Raw genomic sequence first — 17711 nt, forward strand, 5'->3', positions numbered from 1 at the left:
GTCCCGGCCCCTGAAGGGCCGGGGCGTCCCGTCCTCAAGAGGAGAACCACCCAGATGACATCCGTCGCCGCTTACGCGGCCCCCGCCGCGAAGGCCCCTCTGGAGCGGACCACCATCGAGCGCCGCCCGGTGGGCGAGTCCGACGTCCGGATCGACATCAAGTACGCGGGCATCTGCCACTCCGACATCCACCAGGTGAACGAGGGGTGGGGCGAGGCGATCTTCCCGATGGTGCCGGGGCACGAGATCGCCGGCGTCGTCACCGAGGTCGGCCCCGGCGTCACCCGGTACGCCGTCGGCGACCGGGTCGGCGTGGGCTGCTTCGTCGACTCCTGCCGCGGGTGCGCCTACTGCCGCCAGGGCCTGGAGCAGTACTGCACCGAGGGGATGACCGGCACCTACAACGCCCTCGACCGGAGCGGCAAGCCCACCTACGGGGGCTACTCGCAGCAGATCGTCGTCGACGAGTCCTACGTGCTGCGCATCCCCGACGCGCTGCCGCTCGACGCCGCGGCGCCGCTGCTGTGCGCCGGCATCACCACCTACTCGCCGCTGCGGTACTGGAAGGCCGGGCCCGGCACGAGGGTGGCCGTGGTCGGCATGGGCGGCCTGGGCCACATGGGCGTCCAGCTCGCCAAGGCCATGGGCGCCGAGGTCACGGTACTGAGCCAGTCCCTGCGCAAGAAGGAGGACGGCCTGAGCCTGGGGGCGGACCGGTACTTCGCCACCAGCGACCCGGCGACCTTCGAGGAGCTGGCGGGCGCCTTCGACATCGTGCTGTCCACGGTGTCGGCCCCGCTCGATATGAGCGCCTACCTGGGCCTGCTCACGACCGACGGGGTGCTGGCCAACGTGGGCGCCCCGGAGGAGCCGGTGTCGGTGAACCTCTTCGCCCTCATGGGCGGCCGCAAGAAGATCGCGGGCTCGCTCATCGGCGGCATCGCCGAGACCCAGGAGATGCTCGACTTCTGCGGCGAGCACGGGATCACCTCGAAGATCGAGCTGATCCGCGCCGACGAGGTCAACACCGCCTACGAGCGCGTCACCTCCAGCGACGTGCGCTACCGGTTCGTCATCGACACCGCGACGATCTGACCCCGGACGACGGGGCCGCGGAGGGGCGGCCGGGCCGTGCGCACCGCGGTGCGCCAGACTGGGCCCAGCCCCTCCGCAGTCCCCCGAATCGGAGTGACGATGCCCCTCCCCCCGTCCTCACGCCTCCCGGTCGCGAACTGGAGCCGCAACGTCGCCTTCGACGGCGCGCGGACCCACCGGCCCGGGTCCGTGGAGGAGCTGCGCCGGCTGGTGCGCGGCTCCCCGAGGATCCGGGCCCTCGGGAGCACCCATTCCTTCTCCCCCGTCATCGCCTCCGACGGCGACCTGGTGTGGACGGACGCGCTGCCCGGCACCGTCACCGTCGCCGACGGGCAGGGGCGGCCGACGGCGGAGGTCGCCGCGGGCATGTCCTACACCGACGCCTGCGCCGCCCTCGACACGGCCGGGTACGCGCTGTCGAACCTCGCGTCCCTGCCGAACATCACCGTCGCCGGCGCCTGTGCGACCGCCACCCACGGCTCCGGTGACACCCAGCGCTGCCTGTCCGCCTCCGTCCGCGCCCTGGAGCTGATCGGACCGCAGGGCGACCCGGTGCGACTGGCCCGGGACACCCACCCGGACACCTTCCCCGGAGCGGTGGTCTCCCTGGGGGCGCTCGGGATCGCCACCCGGATGACGCTGGACGTCGAACCCGCCTTCACCGTCTCCCAGCGCGTCCTCCTCGACGTGCCGCTCGACGAGCCGGTGCACCGGTTCGACCAGGTCTTCGGCCGCGCGTACAGCGTCAGCGCCTTCACCGACTGGCACACCGGGCACGCCCGCCTCTGGCTCAAGCACCGCTCCGAGAGCGCCCCGGAGGACGGGGCGGACGGCGGCGAGCCCGCCCGCGAGCGGGTCAACCCCGTCCCGGGCCGGGGAGCCGACCTGTGCACCGAACAGCTCGGGATCGGCGGCCCCTGGCACGAGCGCCTGCCCCACTTCCTCCCCGCCGCGGCCGGGGCCGGCCCCGGCGGCGCCGGGGACGAGCTGCAGTCGGAGTACTTCGTGCCGCGCGAGGCCGCCCCGGCCGCCATCGAGGCGCTGCGCGGCATCGGACACCTGATCGCGCCGGTCCTGCACATCTCCGAGGTGCGCACCGTCCGCGGCGACGACCTGTGGCTGAGCCCGGCCTACGGGCGCGACTCCGCCGCCTTCCACTTCACCTGGGTGAACGACGCGGAGGCGGTGCGCCCGGTGATCGCGGCGATCGAGGAGCGCCTCCTGCCGTTGGGCGCCCGTCCCCACTGGGCCAAGCTCACCGCCCTCTCCCCGGGGGAGACCGCCGGCCTCTACGACCGCGCCGCCGACTTCAAGCGCCTGGCCGAGGACCTCGACCCGACGGGCAAGTTCCGCAACCCCTTCATCGACGCCCTCCTCGCCGCCGTGTGAACCGTCGGGTGCGCCCGGTCGGTCCGGTGGGTCCGGCCGGGCCCGGCATCAGCGGCACCGCTCCGGACAGCGCCACCGAGCCGTCCGGTCCCGTCCGCCGACACTCGGGGGCTGTGCCCGGCCTCCGCCACACCGACCACGGTCAAGGCGAGGAAGCAGTCTCCCTGCCCGACAGACGGAACCCCGAAGGCCCACGGCGTCGCCTCCCGGGGAGCGGGGTCAGGGGTGCCTCCACCGCGGGTCGCGGCCGGTGAGGGCCGCGAGGCGGTCGGCCGCGCCGGACCAGGGCGGGGCGGGGACCGGGGCGGCGAACAGGCGGTGCCGGGTGGCGTCGGTGACCACCAGCGGCACCACCGGCAGCAGGGCGGCCGCCAGGTCGGGCGGGACCGGCCCCGGGGTGCCGCAGGCCGCGGCGATGTCCCAGGCGTGCACCGCCGCTTCCAGCGCCCCCACCCCGGCCAGCGCCGCCGTGCCCAGGGAGCGGTCGGCGACCGCCGCCGCGCCCCCGCCGGCGGGCAGGCGCAGCAGGCGGCAGGCGCGGATCCGCACCTCGGAGATGGCGTCGTGGCCGGTGGGCGCGGTCGAGAAGAGCGCGACCCGGCCCTCGCCGAGGCCTTCGCCGAGGGTGTCCAGCGAATCGGCGGTGTGCAGCAGGAGCATCTCCAGGTTCCACCCGGCGCACGGCGTGGGCCGGTCGAAGAACTCGGGCCGGGCGTACTGGGCCGCGTTGAGCACGGCCCCGACGGCCCGTTCAAGCAGGGCGTGGGCATGGTCGGGGACGAAGCCCCCGGTCGCGCCCCTGTCGTCGACGGTCGGTCCACCGGCCCTGTTCACCATCACCGCACCCCTCACGGCCCGCATCCGCACGCTCACACGTGCTTGGACTCCGCGGGCACGCGAAACTCGCCGGTGGCGAACCGGATTTCCGCACCGGCGGCACGGACGGGCGGAGACGGGGTGCGCGGTCGCCCGGTGGCGGGCCCGGCGGTCCGGGTCAGCCTCCGGCGACCGAGGGGAGGATGCGCACCTCCGTTCCGTCGGGGACCGGGGTGTCCAGGCCGGAGGCCGCGCGGCACTCGTCGTCGCCGATGAAGACGTTGACGTAGCGGCGCAGCGCCCCCTGCTCGTCGCGGACCCGGCGGTCGAGCCGGGGGTGCCGGTCGGCCAGGGAGTCCAGGACCGCGCGCAGGGTGGGGCCGCCGGGCAGGTCGACGCGCTTGGCGCCGCCGGCGTCGGACTGCAGCACCTGGGGCAGGATCACGGTCACCGCCATCGCGCCTACACCTCCACCGCGCGCACGCACAGCACGTCCGGCAGGTGGGCGGCGACCTGGTGCCAGCGCCCGTCGGAGTCGGTGGTGGCGTACACGTCGCCCGAGCGGGTGCCGAAGTAGAAGCCCGGGTCGTCGGCGCCGTCGGTGCACGCCCCGTCGCGCAGCACGATCCCGAAGTAGGGCTCCTTGGGCAGCCCGGCGTCGTAGGCGCCCCACGACCCGCCGGCGTCCTCGGTGCGGAAGGGCCGGAGCCGGTGGTCGGGCGGGATGTGGCAGGCCTCGCTGATGACCGGGAAGTTCAGCGCGGCCCCGGGCCGGTGCGGGTGGGCGACCATGGCGAAGCCGAAGTCCGTGGGCAGCCCGTCGGCGATCGGCTCCCACCCCGATGCCGGGTCCTCGCTGCGGAACACCCCGTGGTGGTTCTGCAGGAAGAAGGCGCCGTCGGCCCCCACCGAGACCTTGTGCACGCACTGGCCGTACTCGGGGATCTCATCGGGGAGGAAGGTGGTGGTGACGCCCTTGTTGGCGGGCTCCCAGGAGGCGCCGGCGTCGCGGGTCTGGTAGACGCCGCCGGTCGACATGGCCACCGTCATCGCGCGCGGGTCCGTCCCGTCGGCGGCGACCTTGCCGGGGATGATGGTGTGGATCGCCCCGCCTCCGGCGCCGGGGAACCAGTCCTTGCGGTGCGGGTGGTCCCACAGGGGCCGCACCAGCTCGAAGTGCTCGCCGCCGTCGGTGGAGCGGAACAGCGAGTGCGGCTCGGCCCCGGCGTAGACGGTGCCGGGCTCGTCGCCGAAGGCGAACTGCCACACCCGGGTGAAGGACTCCTCGGCGTCCTCCGGCAGGGCGATGGGGCGCTCTTCGGGCTCGCTCCAGGTGGCGCCGAGGTCGTCGCTGTACCAGACGCTGGGCCCGAAGTGGGAGCTCTCCGCCCCGGCGAGGATGCGGCGGCTGTGCGGGTCGACGCCGACCGCGTACACCCCCATCATGTCGGTCCAGGACTCGGCGTCGAGCTTGAGCGGGCCGCTGACCTCCCATGCGCGCCGGTCGTCGCTGGTGGCCTTGAACAGGCCCTTCCGGGTGCCGATGAGCAGCAGATACGGCATCTCGATCCCCCTTTGGTGAGTCGTAGGCCACACCTTCGCACGGGGGGACGACAAACGAGAGCCGCGTCACGCTCAAGACGGGGTAAACTCCGGCGCCGCCCGGAGGGCGCGGGCGATCGGCCCCTCGCCCTCGACCGACGCCTCGCCACGCTCCACCGCCTCCGCCGGGGACGCCACCCCCCGGGCGATGCGCACGCACGCCTCCTCGCTCAGGGAGAGCACCGCGTCGGGCCGCTCGGCGGGGCCGTCGCCGTAGCCGGCGCCTCCGCCCGCGGTCCCCGCCGGGCGCACGTGGAACACGCCGGTCTCCAGCCGCACCTCGACCGTTCCGGACGCGCCCGGGCAGGTCCGCTCCACCACGCCGAGCAGCAGCGGCGCCAGCCAGTGGGCCCGGAAGGCGTCGGTGGGCCTGCGCTCTTCGAGCTCCGGCGCGCCGAACTCGGCCAGCGCGCGCAGCACCGGCAGCAGCGCCCGGCCGCGCTCGGTCAGCTCGTACAGGCCGGCGCCGCCCCGCGGGGTGAGCGGGCGGCGCACCACCAGTCCGCCGCGCTCCATGTCGCGCAGGCGCGAGGCGAGCACGTCGGTGCTGACGCCGGGCAGGTCGGCGTGCAGGTCGGTATAGCGCCGCGGCCCCGCCTGGAGCTCGCGCGCCACGAGGAGGGTCCAGCGCTCACCGACGGCGTCGAGGGCCCGGGAGACGGCGCAGTACTGGTCGTAGCTTCGGTGCGGCATGCGCCTCAGTGTAGACAATGGGTTGGACTTTCCAAGTACTTACTTGGTAGAACCAAGCGAGAACACGGGGAGGACACCATGGAGTACAAGCAGTCGGGCAAGCTGAACAACGTCTCCTACGAGATCCGCGGGCCGGTCATCGAGCAGGCCAACGCCCTGGAGGAGGCCGGGCACAGCGTGCTGCGCCTGAACACCGGCAACCCGGCGCTCTTCGGCTTCGAGGCGCCCGAGGCCCTCGTCCAGGACATCATCGGCAACCTGCCCAACGCGCACGGCTACAGCGACGCGCGCGGCATCCTCCCCGCACGCCGGGCCGTGGTCCAGCACTACGCCGCCCGCGGCTTCCCCGAGCTCGACGTCGCCGACGTCTACCTGGGCAACGGCATCTCCGAGCTGATCCAGATGGCCGTGCAGGCACTGCTCGACGACGGCGACGAGGTCCTCATCCCCTCCCCCGACTTCCCGCTGTGGACCGCCGTCACCTCCCTGGCCGGGGGCACCCCCGTGCACTACGCCTGCGACGAGTCCGCCGACTGGATGCCCGACCTGGACGACATGGAGTCCAAGGTCACCGACCGCACCCGGGCCGTCGTGGTGATCAACCCGAACAACCCCACCGGGGCCGTCTACCCCCGCGAGGTCGTCGAGCGCATCTGCGACATGGCCCGCCGGCACAACCTGATCGTCTTCAGCGACGAGATCTACGACAAGATCCTCTACGACGGCGTCGAGCACCACAGCCCCGCCGCGCTCGCCCCCGACGTGCTGTGCCTGACCTTCAGCGGGCTGTCCAAGGCCTACAGGGTCGCCGGGTTCCGCTCCGGCTGGCTGGCCGTCACCGGCCCGAAGAACCACGCCCGCGACTACCTGGAGGGGCTGACCACGCTGGCCGGGATGCGGCTGTGCCCCAACGTCCCGGCCCAGTACGCGGTGCAGGCCGCCCTCGGCGGCCGGCAGAGCATCGAGGACCTGGTGCTGCCCGGCGGCCGCCTGCGGGAGAGCCGCGACCGGGCCTGGGAGCGGCTGAACGAGATCCCCGGGGTCTCCTGCGTCAAGCCCAAGGGCGCCCTGTACGCCTTCCCGCGCCTGGACCCGAAGGTGCACCCGGTCGCCGACGACGAGCGGTTCGTCCTCGACCTGCTGCTCCAGGAGAAGATCCACGTGGTGCAGGGGACCGGCTTCAACTGGGCCCGCCCGGACCACTTCCGCATCCTGACCCTCCCGCACCCCGACGACATCGACGCGGCCGTCGGGCGGATCGGGCGCTTCCTGTCGGGGTACCGGCAGTAAAGGCACAGGCTGTCGGGGTACCGGCAGTAGGAGGCACAGGCGGTCCGGGTGCCGCCGGCCAGGGTCATACCAAGGGACGACACCGGGCCGCGCGTTCCATGCCGTCGACCGACGCGGGGCCGGACTGCCCGCGCCTACCGTCGAAGACATGCACGTCAACGACGCTTCCACGTCCGGCGGCGCCGCGGGGGGCGCCGCCGTGGTGGCCAACCCTGTCTGGGTCCGCCTGCTCCTGCCCGTCCTCGGCCTCGGCGCGGGGCTCCTGCTCAAGTGGACGGCCCAGTGGATCGTCTCGCTCCCATGGGCGCCCTTCCAGGGTCCGCTGGAGCTGCTGGAGTCGCTGCCCGAGCCCGGGGCGACCATCGGGGCGGCGGCGCTCGGAGGGATCGGCGGACTGGTCCTGGCCTACCTGGACGACCGCGACACTCTGGTCGTCGCCGTCCGCACCGACCGGGTCGCGCTGACCCGGCGCGGGCGCACGCACGAGCACCCGCGCTCGCAGGTGGACGGGGCCTTCGTCGAGGGCAAGGGGCTGACCGGCAAGCGGCTGGTGCTGCTCGGCGGCGACGGCGGCGAGCTGGAGCGCATGCCCTGCGACCTGAGCGCCTCCCGGGTCGCCGAGGCCTTCCGGGTGAACGGCTGGCCCTGGCTGGAGGCCGACCCCCATGCCGGGGAGTTCCGGCGGTGGGTCGACGGGCTGCCGGAGCTGCCGCCCTCCGCCAACGCCCTGCTGCGGGCCCGCAAGGAGGCTCTGGAGAAGGACGACGACGGCGACGATGCCGAGGAGCTCCGGCGCGAGCTGGCCGGGCTGGGCGTCGTGGTGCGCGACGAGAAGGACCGCCAGTACTTCCGGCTCCTCCCGGACGCGCCCCAGGGCTGAGGCCGACCGGGCCCCACGGGCGGCCGGCCCCCCGCACACGCGTGCGGGGAGGCCCACCCCTGGTGGGGGCCTCCCCGCCTCCCGGATGCCGGACGGGGGCTACCCCAGCCGGTCGATCAGCTTGTTGTACTCCTCCCAGAGCTCCGGCGGCAGCTGGTCGCCGAAGGTCTTGAAGAACTCGGGGACCAGGCCGGCCTCCTGGCGCCAGGTGTCCCGCTCCACCGTGAGCAGGAACTTCAGGTCCTCCGCGGACAGGTCCAGGCCCTCGGTGTCGATCGCGTCCTCGGTCGGCAGGTTGCCGATCGGGGTGGCCTGCGCCTCGGCCCTGCCCTCCAGGCGCTCCACGATCCACTTGATCACGCGGGAGTTCTCACCGAACCCGGGCCACACGATGCGCCCGTCGGCGTCCTTGCGGAACCAGTTGACGTAGAAGATCCGCGGCAGCTTCTCGGCGTCGGTGGCGCGGCCGATCTCCAGCCAGTGGGCGAAGTAGTCGCCCATGTTGTAGCCGCAGAAGGGCAGCATCGCGAAGGGGTCGCGGCGCAGCTCGCCCACGGTGCCCTCGGCGGCGGCGGTCTTCTCCGAGGAGACGTTGGCGCCCATGAACACGCCGTGCTGCCAGTCGAAGGCCTCGTTCACCAGCGGGACGGCGGTGGCGCGGCGGCCGCCGAACAGGATCGCCGAGATCGGCACGCCCTGCGGGTCCTCCCACTCGGGGGCGATGGTGGGGGCCTGCCCGGCCGGGGTGGTGAAGCGCGCGTTGGGGTGGGCGGCGGGCTCGCCGGACTCCGGGGTCCACGGCCGGCCCTTCCAGTCGGTGAGCTTCTCGGGGGCCTCGTCGGTCAGGCCCTCCCACCACACGTCGCCGTCCTCGGTGAGGGCGACGTTGGTGAAGATGCTGTTGCCCCACAGGGTGCGCACCGCGTTGGCGTTGGTCGTCTCGCCGGTGCCCGGGGCGACGCCGAAGAACCCGGCCTCGGGGTTGATCGCCCGCAGGCGGCCCTCGTCGTCGAAGCGCATCCAGGCGATGTCGTCGCCGACGGTCTCGACCTTCCACCCGGGGATGGTGGGCTCCAGCATGGCCAGGTTGGTCTTGCCGCAGGCGCTGGGGAAGGCGGCGGCGATGTACTTGGGGTCGCCGTCGGGCGGGGTGACCTTCAGGATGAGCATGTGCTCGGCCATCCAGCCCTCGTCGCGCGCCATGACCGAGGCGATGCGCAGCGCGTAGCACTTCTTGCCGAGCAGGGCGTTGCCGCCGTAGCCCGACCCGTAGGACCAGATCTCCCGGGTCTCCGGGAAGTGCGAGATGTACTTGGTGGGGTTGCAGGGCCAGGCGACGTCGTCCTGCCCGGGCTCCAGGGGCGCGCCCACGGAGTGCACCGCCTTGACGAAGGAGCCCCGCTCCTCGATCAGGCGCAGGGCGGCCTCGCCCATGCGCGCCATGATGCGCATGGAGACCACGACGTAGGGCGAGTCGGTGATCTCCACGCCGAGCTGGGAGATGCTCCCCCCGAGCGGGCCCATGCAGAACGGGACCACGTACATGGTGCGTCCGCGCATGCAGCCGTCGAACACGTCGGCGAAGGTCGCGCGCATCTCGTCCGGCGCGATCCAGTTGTTGGTGGGGCCGGCGTCCTGCTCGCGCTCTGAGCAGATGAAGGTCCGGTCCTCCACGCGCGCGACGTCGCTGGGGTCGGAGCGGCAGTAGAAGCTGTCGGGGCGCAATTCCGGATTGAGCCGAACGAAGGTGCCCTTCTCGACGAGTAGACCAGTCAAGCGCTCCCATTCGGCATCCGAGCCGTCGCACCAAACGATCTCATCGGGCTTTGTCAGCTCGGCAATCTCGTCAACCCAGGTGATCAGCTCTTTATGGCTGGTGGGCGCGGTATGGCTGGCGGACTCGGTGGACACGGCACCCGTGGCGGGAACGGTCTCAGACACAGCGGCTCCTTCTCGTCGTCTGGTCCGCATCATCGACGACGAGTGCCTTCACCGGCCAGTTGGTCTGGACAACAGGTTTAGACCGGTGGTCTATTTCTCGCCGTTGCCCCACGATAGAGCCCTGCGGACCGGGTGTCGCCCACCCGGCCCGCAGGGCGTGTCCCGGTCCGGGCTCAGCAGTCCCGACCGCTGTTGATGCAGGTCACCGCCTCATCCATGAGGTCATCGGGCATGACGTTGATGAAGTCGGAGTGATCCGTCACAGCCTGGTGGGCCTCTTCGGGGAAACCGTCCACGGCGAACGAGGGCCCCTCGGGCACCTCGTAGACCAGCGTCTGCCGCAGCTGGGGGACGGGGCGCGTGCCCTCGGGGCATGCGCCGGACGCCCGGTCGGGGAAGACGATGTGCGAGCGGTTGTCCTCGCTCTCGATCGCGAGCCCGTCCCAGCAACTCGGGAAGTCCATGATCCTCGTCACATCGCTGCCGTCGGGGCACAGCGGGTACCGCTCGGTGGAGATCCGGTCCTCGAATCCGGTGCAGGTCCATTGGGCGTTGGCGTTCTCCCCGCTGGTCGCGGCGCGCGCGTTGCCCGTGATGGCCTGCAGGAAGCGCGGCATGGCCACGACGTCGTCGACCGCGTTCCCCCGGAACTCGATGTCCGCGCTCACGGGGGTGAGGATGCGGCCGAAGTTGCCGTCGGCGCCGCCGCCCGGGGCGTCGGCGTCCGCCCCCTCCCGGGTGAGGTCGCGCAGCACCGGCCAGTAGTGCAGGGAGCGGTCGCCCCCGGCACAGCTGGTGTCGCCCTGGGCGAGGATCGCGTTGTTGGCGGCGACGTCGTCGGTGAACCGGTCGATGTCCTGGTTGCCGACGTAGTCGTGGGTGTGCTGGGCGCCGTTGGGGACGCCCGGGGCCACGATCACGTTCTCGGAGTTGAACAGTCCGTTCTCGTTGCGGCCGCACTCGGCGCGGAAGGTGCCGTCGGCGCCTCCGGACGCACCCGGCGGCGGAGCGGGGTCGGCCGGGGGGACGTCGCGGATGTCGACGAAGTCGTCGGGGCCGGGTGGCGCCCCGGGGACGCCGTCGCCGTCCGGATCGGCCGGGTCCGGCGCATCTCCGCCGGCGCCGTCCTGTCCTCCGCGGCCCTGGCCGTCGCCGTGCGACTGCCCGCCGACCGTCGTGGCCGCGGGCGCGACGACGTAGGGGGCGGTGAAGAGGGCGGCCGCGGTGGCCGCGCCTGCGAGCACGACGAGCAGCACGGGCAGAGCACGCGGGCGGGCGCTTCGCCGGCTCGCGCGTTTTCGCCGGTGGCCGGGGTCGGGCATGCGGGGGTCGTGGTTCATCGGTCAGACCTTCCGTCGTGTGGGGGTGTGACGGTCGCGCGGCGGGGTCAGCCCCTGCGGCGCTCGGGCGGCGGCGGCTCGGGGAGCCGCTCGAAATCCACCAGCCCGGTGCCCTCCAGCAGCGTGATGTGCTTGAGCACCATGAACATGGCGTGCTGGACGAAGGAGCGCACCAGGTCGTTGCGGGTGCCGGCGCGGACCTCGGCCAGCACCTGGATCACCTCTCCGTGGGCGTAGCGCAGCCGGTTGACCGCGGCGCGGTCGTAGGCGTCGCCGGAGAGTCCGGCGAGTTCGTCCATCCAGTCCTGCTGCTGCCCGGTGGGCATGGTCGGCAGCTCCACGTCGAGCTTGCGGGCGACGTCGCGGACCTGCTCGTCCATGCGGATGTGGTCGTCGGCCAGGGTGCCGCCGACCTCGCGGACGCGGTCGCTGCGGGCGCGCTCCTCGGCCTGCTGGCCGGTGGGGATCTCCCACAGGTTGGCCTGGCGGACCTTGGCGAGGGCGCTGCGGTCGGCCGGGCCGAGCGGGCCGTAGTCGGTCATCTCCCACTCGCGCCAGAAGACGCCGGTGGCGGTCATGGACCCGTGCGGGACCACCATGAACACCGTGAGGGTGGAGATGATCAGGAAGACGGCCACCCCGGCGAACTCGACGGCGCCGAGCGAGGAGAGCGACCGGATCCTGAAGCGACGGCGCCCGCGGCCCTCGGAGGGGTCAGTACCCGTATCCGCCGTCGCCATCGCCGGCCCCGTCGTCGTAGCCGCCCTCCGGTGCGTCGTAGCCGCCGTCCGACGAGGGGTCCTCGGCGGGGGACTCCTCGGCCGGGGCGCCCTCGCCGCCGCCCCCGCCGCCGGCCTCCGCGGCCTTGCCGCCGTCGGGGGCCACGGCGTACCAGAGGCCGCCCGCGCCCTCGCCGTTGACGTCGCCGGGCTCCACGTCGCCCGCGTACCGGTACAGCGGCCACCCGTCCAGGGTGAGCTGGGCATCGCCGTCGTCCCGTTCGACACTGCCGACCAGGTCGGCGTCGATGCCCTCGGGCGGGGCGCCCCCCTCGTCCAGCGCCGGCGGCCACTGCCGGGCGCAGTCCCCGGCGCAGGTGGCGGTCGGCGGATCGGAGACGTCCTGGGCGTACATGTAGAGCGTGTAGCCGTCCGCGTCGGCCACCACGTCGCCGACACCGGTGCCTTCCCGCACGGCCAGCGACGCGTCCGGGGACGCCTCCTCCGTCCCGTCCCCGCCCTCGTCCGCGGGGGCCGCGTCGTACTCGGGGACCTCGTCCGGGCCGCCGCATCCTGCCGCGATCACCGCCGCGGCCGCGCCGACCAGGACCAGGCTGAGACTTCCAGGTGCTTCCACGTTCCTCCTCCGTCCGGTTCCTCGGTCATTCCCTGTTCAGTTGCCGACCCGTTTCACGGGCGTTATCGCTTAGAGATACGCACACAGGCCGCCCCCGGTTCACCTCCCGGGCAAATTTCTTGAATCTCCCCACGTGCGCCACACGCGTGCTATGTTCTGCCACCAACCCACGCCAGACGGAGGCGCATAATGCCCGAACGAACCGTCTTGCGATCCGTCAAACAGGTTCTGACCTCGATCGACATCCCCCTCAAGACCCGACGGCGGCCATTGGTCGCCCATGGATTCCTCCTAATCGGACTAGTTATAGCGAACACCATCGTGGCCCTTGCCGCGCCGCGCCAATTGGATTTCATGCGCGCGTTCCAGGATTTCCTGTGGGCGATGTCGGGGGTGCTGGCCCTGCTCGGCCTGACCGCCGCGACCGTCTGCGGGCTGCTCGCCACCGACCGGATCGTGCTCCAGGTGCGGCACCGGGTGGCGCTGCAGGCGGTGCACCGCTCCGTGGCGGTGGCCGCGGTGGGGTTCCTCATCGCCCACGTGGCCCTGCAGGTGGCGTTCGGCCGGGCCGCCGTCCACCACGCGGTGCTGCCGTTCGGCGCCGACGCGGCGGTGGCCTTCGGCGCGCTCTCCACCGACCTGCTGCTGGCGATCGTCGCCACCGGCCTGCTCCGGCGGCGGTTCGCCGGCGGGGGCCGGCCCCGGGTGTGGCGGGCCGTACACGTGAGCGCCTACCTGTGCTGGCCGCTGGCGATCGTGCACGGGCTCACCGCCGGGCGCGAACCCCCCGGCCTCGTGGTGGCGGGCTACGGGCTGTGCCTGGCCGCGGTCGGGCTGGCCCTGGCCGCCCGGCTGCTGGTGGCCGCCGGGCCGGACCCGGGGCGCTCCGACGCCGAGCGGCGGGTGCGGGTGGTCCGCTCCGGCGGGGACGACGGGGACGACGTGTGGACGCGGCAGCGGGGGCGGACGCGCCCCCGGCGCCCGGACAGGGCGGAGGACGGCGACGGCCTGGCCGAGGACCTGGAGTTCTGGGCCGCCATCCGCGAGGGGCGCCGGTGAGCGCCCCGGCCGCGGTCCGCACGCTGGGCCCGGCCCGGCTCACCGCCGGGCTGGAGGACGGGGCCCGCCTGGCCCTGGCCGCCCACCGCGCCCTGCACCCCGAACCGCCCCGGCTGCGCGCCGACGACCTGGTGGCCCTGGCCGGCCTGGGCGACCTGCGCGGGCGCGGCGGGGCGCACTTCCCCCTCGCCCGCAAGCTCGCCGCGGTGCTGCGGGCGGTCGCCCGGCGCGGCGGCCGCACCCGGGTGGTGGTCAACGCCGCCGAGGGCGAGCCGGGCAGCCTGAAGGACCGCACGCTGCTGGCGCTGGCCCCGCACCTGGTATTGGACGGCGCGGAGCTGGCCGCGTCCGCGCTGGACGCGCCCGAGGTGGTGGTGGGCACCGCCGGCGAGGGCGCCGCCGAGCGGTCGCTGCTGGACGCGATCGCCGAGCGCGGGCCGGGGCCGGCGGTCCGGGTGGTGCGCCTGCCCGAGCGCTTCCTGTCGGGGGAGGGCGGCGCCCTGGTCCGCGGCATCAACGGGCGCACCCCCATCCCGCCGGGGGTGAAGGGCCGGGCCAGCGACGCGGGCGTGGACGGGCTGCCCACGCTGCTGTCCAACGCCGAGACCTTCGCCCAGCTGGCGGTGCTGGCCGCCCTGGGGGCGGACCGGTTCGGCGTGGTCGGGGCCCCCGGGGAGCCGGGGACGCTGCTGCTGACGGTGGGCGGAGCCGCCGGGGCGCCCGCGGTCGTGGAGGCGCCGCTGGGCACCCCGCTGGGCGAGGTGCTCCAGGCCTGCGGGGCCGGAGCGGGGCGGGGGGTGCTCGTGGGCGGGTACCACGGGGCATGGCTGGCGCCCCGGGACGCCGCCGGGACCGAGCTCTCGCGCGCGGGCCTGGAGCAGCGGGGCGGCGCGCTCGGGGCCGGGGTCGTGCTGCCCCTCGGCCCCGACGCCTGCCCGCTCGCCGAGACCGCGCGGGTGCTGCGCTACCTGGCCGAGGAGAACGCCCGCCAGTGCGGGCCGTGCGTGCGGGGGCTGCCCAGGCTGGCCCGCGCCTTCACCGACCTGGCCGAGGGCGAGGGGACGCCCGAGGCGGTCGCGGAGGCCGCGGCCGTGGGGGCGGGCCGGGGGGCGTGCGCGCACCCCGACGGCGCGGCGCGGCTGGCGGTGTCGGCGCTGGGGGCCTTCCGCGACGACATCGCGGTGCACGCCGTCACCGGATCGTGCCGGCCGGGGGCGCACGGGGTGCTGCCGCTCCCCGGGGGAACGGCGGCGCAGGCGCGGCTGGCGGTGGACTGGTCGCGGTGCGACGCCCACGGGCTGTGCGCCCACCTGGCGCCCGGACTGATCCGGCTGGACCGGCACGGGTACCCGGAGTCCCCGGAGATCACCGTCCCCGACCGCTTCGAGGCCGAGGCCGCCAAGGCGGCCGACATGTGCCCGGCCCTGGCCCTGCGCCTCTCACCCCCTGGCAGCACCCGGTGAGCGCACCGGGGGGACTTCCATGAGCCTCGGTGCCGGGGTTTTCCGTGGTTCCGTGGTCGCCGGCGAGGGTGTGGTGTCCGGTCCCCGGTGGGGCCGCGCGTATTGTCCGGCGGGTCCTTAGGCTCGGGGGATGAACCTGGATCTGGTCTCCCTCATCGTCGAGGACTACGACCCGGCCATCGCCTTCTTCGTCGACACCCTCGGCTTCGAGCTCGTCGAGGACTCCCCGGCGCTGACCAGCGTCGGGCGGCGCCCCAAGAGGTGGGTGGTGGTCCGCCCGCCGGGGGCCGCGACCGGGCTGCTCCTGGCCCGGGCCGACGGGCCGGAGCAGACCGCCGCCATCGGCGACCAGGCCGCCGGGCGCGTCGGCTTCTTCCTTCGCGCGGACGACTTCGACCGCGACTACGCGCGCCTGGTCGAGGCCGGGGTCCGCTTCGTCTCCGAGCCGCGCACCGAGCCCTACGGTCGTGTGGCAGTCTTCCTCGACATCTCCGGGAACCGCTGGGACCTACTCGGCTGACGGGCGCGCCGGCCCGCCCTCCCCCCGGCCCCCGGGTCCGGCGGGCGCCCCGGACCTGTCGGGCAGATCGGCCGCCGCCGCAGGGTCCGGCGCATCGCTCCCCTGGTCGGCGACCGCCTCGCGCAGCGCGCGCAGGCCGTAGTGCAGCCGGGACTTCACGGTGCCCGGCGGGATCCCCAGCTCCTCGGCGACCTCCCCCACCGACAGGTCCCGCAGGTAGGTCAGGACCAGCACCTCGCGGTGGTGGTCGGCCAAGGCGGGCAGCGCCTGCGCGAGCACCAGGGCCGACAGGGTCGGCTCGGAGGCGTCCGGCACCACCGGGTCCTCCCCCCGGTCGGCCTCGACCTCGACCGGGCGGGTGCCGCGCTGGCGGCGGTCGTCGATGACGATCCGCCGGGCCACCGTCATCATCCACGCCCACAGCTCGCCGCGCTCGCGGCTCAGGTACTCGGCACGGCGCCAGGCGCGGAGCGCGGCCTCCTGGAACACGTCCTCGGCCCACTGCTCGTCGCCGCCGGTCAGTAGGCGCACGTTCCTCAGCAGAGGGGCGCGGAACTCCCGGTACAGCAGGGCGACGAGCTCGTCGTCCCGCCCGCCGAACGCCGGTCCGTCCGCGCCCGCCCTGCCCCCGGGTCCGGCGGATCCGCGCACAGGGACATGGTCACCGATGAACCATGATCAGGTACACCGATCGGACGAATCCCCACCACTGGTCCGAAATACCGCGCAGGCCGGCGCCGCACGCACAGGTTCCGGACACCGGGTTCAGCCGTCGATCCGCAGCCGCGCGGGGAGTTCGGCCCAAGGGTGCGGGCGGCCGACCCGGCCCGACAGGACCGGGTGCGCCGCCCCGGTGCACGCAGGGACCGTGGACGGGATCCCGTGCCAGGTCAGGAAGCCCAGGAGCGCGAAGAGGCAGGCCTCCTTGGCGTCCGGGTCCACGCCCAGCGCCTCCGACCCGCGCACCGGGACGGGCGCCAGCGCAGCGCGCAGGGCCCGCATCAGGGCCGGGTTGCGCACCCCGCCTCCGGACACCAGCACCTCGCCCACCCCGTGTGCCTTGCAGGCGTCGGCGACGGTGACGGCGGTCAGGTCGGTCAGCGTGGCGAACACGTCGTCCCACGAGGCGTCGGTCCCGACGAGCGCGCGCTCCAGGTAGGCGGTGCTGAACAGCTCCTTGCCGGTGGTCTTCGGGGCGGCGCGGGCGTAGTAGGGCTCGTCGAGGAGGCGCTCCAGAAGGTCGGGGGCCACCTGCCCGCGCAGCGCGCGCTCGCCGTCGGCGTCCATCCGCTCCTCACCGGGCGCCAGTCCGGCCGCCGCGTCGAGGAGCGCGTTGCCGGGGCCGGTGTCGAAGGCCACCGGCGGCGTCCCGGGCCCGACCACGGTCAGGTTGGCGATCCCTCCGATGTTCAGGGCCGCGGCGGGCTCCTGGCGGCCGGAGAGCCAGAGCACGTCGAAGAGGGAGGCGAGCGGCGCCCCCTGGCCGCCGGCGGCGATGTCGGCGGCGCGCACGTCGGAGACCACGGGAAGCCCGGTGGCCTCGGTGATCCAGGCGGGCTGGCCGAGCTGGAGCGACCCGCGCACCCGGCCGTCCTCGACCCAGTGGTAGAGCGTCTGGCCGTGGGAGACCGCCAGGTCGGCGGAGCCGCCCGGGCAGAGCCGGTCCACCGCCTCGCGGGCGGCCTCGGCGAACGCGCGCCCGATGCCGGTGTCGATCCGGCACACCTGCTCCAGGGTGGTGGCGGCGGGCGGGAGCGCGGCCAGCACCTCGGCGCGCAGGCCCGGCGGATAGGGGGCGGCCAGGTGGCCGAGCGGCCGCAGGCGGACCTCGCCCGCCTCCAGCCGGAGGTCGGCCGCTGCGGCGTCGATGCCGTCCACCGAGGTTCCTGAGGACAGTCCGATCACGATCACGGGCACCACCTCCGGGGACCGTCCTTCCCCGTGCCGGGCGTCCGACGCACGGGGGGTCGGGTCCGAAGGGCGGAATGCCTGCGGGGGCGAGGCGACGGCCGGGGGCGTCCTGTTCTCATCCCCCATTGCCCCGGCGCCTCAGGTGTGGTGGTCCGGTACGTTCTCCGGATCCTGTTGTGGGAGTGGAGTCTGCCCCCATGCTCAATGAGACCCTCGCCGCGCCCACCGCGCCGTGACGGACCGATGGACCTGCCGCCGACCGCGTTTCCGGCCTTCCGGGACACCACGCTTAGGGCGTCCCGAGGCCCTCCTGAGCGGACGGCGTCCGCTGGAGTGGTGGAACTTTCGGCCGCGTC

General features: G+C 74.1%; 17 protein-coding genes. 7 read left to right on the forward strand and 10 right to left on the reverse strand.

All coding sequences use genetic code 11. From position 1 onward, the window contains the following. Positions 1 to 54 precede the first annotated feature (54 nt). Together D450_RS0121860 and D450_RS0121865 are read left to right on the forward strand one after the other, a co-directional pair. Positions 55 to 1095, forward strand: coding sequence for an NAD(P)-dependent alcohol dehydrogenase (locus D450_RS0121860; RefSeq protein ID WP_017540775.1), 1041 nt, complete (start codon positions 55 to 57; stop codon positions 1093 to 1095). A gap of 99 nt (positions 1096 to 1194) precedes the next feature. Beyond that, positions 1195 to 2484, forward strand: coding sequence for a D-arabinono-1,4-lactone oxidase (locus D450_RS0121865; protein ID WP_017540776.1), 1290 nt, complete (start codon positions 1195 to 1197; stop codon positions 2482 to 2484). Between the two features lie 219 nt (positions 2485 to 2703). On the opposite strand, the gene D450_RS0121870 is transcribed toward D450_RS0121865, so the two are convergent. The 4 genes from D450_RS0121870 to D450_RS0121885 form a co-directional block, all read right to left on the reverse strand. After that, complete coding sequence (locus D450_RS0121870; RefSeq protein WP_193789687.1) at positions 2704 to 3321, reverse strand: maleylpyruvate isomerase N-terminal domain-containing protein; 618 nt, start codon at positions 3319 to 3321, stop codon at positions 2704 to 2706. A 157-nt stretch (positions 3322 to 3478) separates the two neighbouring features. Then, positions 3479 to 3757: a MoaD/ThiS family protein gene (locus D450_RS0121875; protein ID WP_017540778.1), complete on the reverse strand. Its 279-nt coding sequence runs from the start codon at positions 3755 to 3757 to the stop codon at positions 3479 to 3481. A gap of 5 nt (positions 3758 to 3762) precedes the next feature. After that, positions 3763 to 4863, reverse strand: coding sequence for a beta propeller repeat protein (locus tag D450_RS0121880; protein ID WP_017540779.1), 1101 nt, complete (start codon positions 4861 to 4863; stop codon positions 3763 to 3765). Positions 4864 to 4935: 72 nt separating this feature from the next. Then, positions 4936 to 5595 (reverse strand): winged helix-turn-helix transcriptional regulator, encoded by a 660-nt coding sequence (locus D450_RS0121885; protein WP_017540780.1) that lies wholly within the window; start codon positions 5593 to 5595, stop codon positions 4936 to 4938. A gap of 78 nt (positions 5596 to 5673) precedes the next feature. On the opposite strand from D450_RS0121885, the gene D450_RS0121890 reads away from it, so the two are divergent. Together D450_RS0121890 and D450_RS0121895 are read left to right on the forward strand one after the other, a co-directional pair. Beyond that, a complete protein-coding gene (locus tag D450_RS0121890; RefSeq protein ID WP_017540781.1) occupies positions 5674 to 6885 on the forward strand; it encodes a pyridoxal phosphate-dependent aminotransferase in 1212 nt (403 codons plus the stop codon). A 148-nt stretch (positions 6886 to 7033) separates the two neighbouring features. Then, positions 7034 to 7765, forward strand: coding sequence for a YqeB family protein (locus D450_RS0121895; RefSeq protein WP_017540782.1), 732 nt, complete (start codon positions 7034 to 7036; stop codon positions 7763 to 7765). A gap of 99 nt (positions 7766 to 7864) precedes the next feature. Here D450_RS0121895 and D450_RS0121900 read toward each other — a convergent pair whose 3' ends face one another. From D450_RS0121900 to D450_RS0121915, 4 genes are all read right to left on the reverse strand, one after another. Further along, positions 7865 to 9676, reverse strand: coding sequence for a phosphoenolpyruvate carboxykinase (GTP) (locus D450_RS0121900; protein ID WP_026128703.1), 1812 nt, complete (start codon positions 9674 to 9676; stop codon positions 7865 to 7867). 203 nt (positions 9677 to 9879) lie between these two features. Next, positions 9880 to 11046, reverse strand: coding sequence for a DUF1996 domain-containing protein (locus tag D450_RS0121905; protein ID WP_026128704.1), 1167 nt, complete (start codon positions 11044 to 11046; stop codon positions 9880 to 9882). A gap of 47 nt (positions 11047 to 11093) precedes the next feature. After that, entirely contained in the window at positions 11094 to 11786 is a 693-nt protein-coding gene (locus D450_RS0121910; protein WP_017540784.1) for a DUF4142 domain-containing protein, read from the reverse strand. Continuing rightward, the gene (locus tag D450_RS0121915; protein WP_017540785.1) at positions 11761 to 12402 is read right to left on the reverse strand and encodes a hypothetical protein; all 642 of its coding nucleotides are present in this window, start codon (positions 12400 to 12402) and stop codon (positions 11761 to 11763) included. Before D450_RS0121915 ends, D450_RS0121910 begins: the two co-directional genes overlap by 26 nt. 189 nt (positions 12403 to 12591) lie before the next feature. On the opposite strand from D450_RS0121915, the gene D450_RS30905 reads away from it, so the two are divergent. From D450_RS30905 to D450_RS0121930, 3 genes are all read left to right on the forward strand, one after another. Next, positions 12592 to 13461, forward strand: coding sequence for a hypothetical protein (locus D450_RS30905; protein WP_152520887.1), 870 nt, complete (start codon positions 12592 to 12594; stop codon positions 13459 to 13461). Next, positions 13458 to 14924 carry an NADH-quinone oxidoreductase subunit NuoF family protein gene (locus D450_RS0121925; RefSeq protein ID WP_017540786.1) on the forward strand — a complete coding sequence of 489 codons (1467 nt, stop codon included), beginning with the start codon at positions 13458 to 13460 and terminating at the stop codon, positions 14922 to 14924. Before D450_RS30905 ends, D450_RS0121925 begins: the two co-directional genes overlap by 4 nt. 130 nt (positions 14925 to 15054) lie before the next feature. Beyond that, positions 15055 to 15444, forward strand: coding sequence for a VOC family protein (locus tag D450_RS0121930; protein WP_017540787.1), 390 nt, complete (start codon positions 15055 to 15057; stop codon positions 15442 to 15444). Here the strand turns inward: D450_RS0121930 and D450_RS0121935 are convergent. Both D450_RS0121935 and D450_RS0121940 read right to left on the reverse strand, forming a co-directional pair. Further along, entirely contained in the window at positions 15433 to 16095 is a 663-nt protein-coding gene (locus D450_RS0121935; RefSeq protein WP_017540788.1) for a sigma-70 family RNA polymerase sigma factor, read from the reverse strand. The two genes, D450_RS0121930 and D450_RS0121935, sit on opposite strands and share 12 nt — an antisense overlap. A gap of 114 nt (positions 16096 to 16209) precedes the next feature. Continuing rightward, a complete protein-coding gene (locus tag D450_RS0121940) occupies positions 16210 to 17364 on the reverse strand; it encodes an anhydro-N-acetylmuramic acid kinase (protein WP_017540789.1) in 1155 nt (384 codons plus the stop codon). Positions 17365 to 17711 lie beyond the last annotated feature (347 nt).

Origin of the sequence: Nocardiopsis halophila DSM 44494 (genome assembly GCF_000341245.1) — a bacterium.
Classification (GTDB): domain Bacteria; phylum Actinomycetota; class Actinomycetes; order Streptosporangiales; family Streptosporangiaceae; genus Nocardiopsis_A; species Nocardiopsis_A halophila.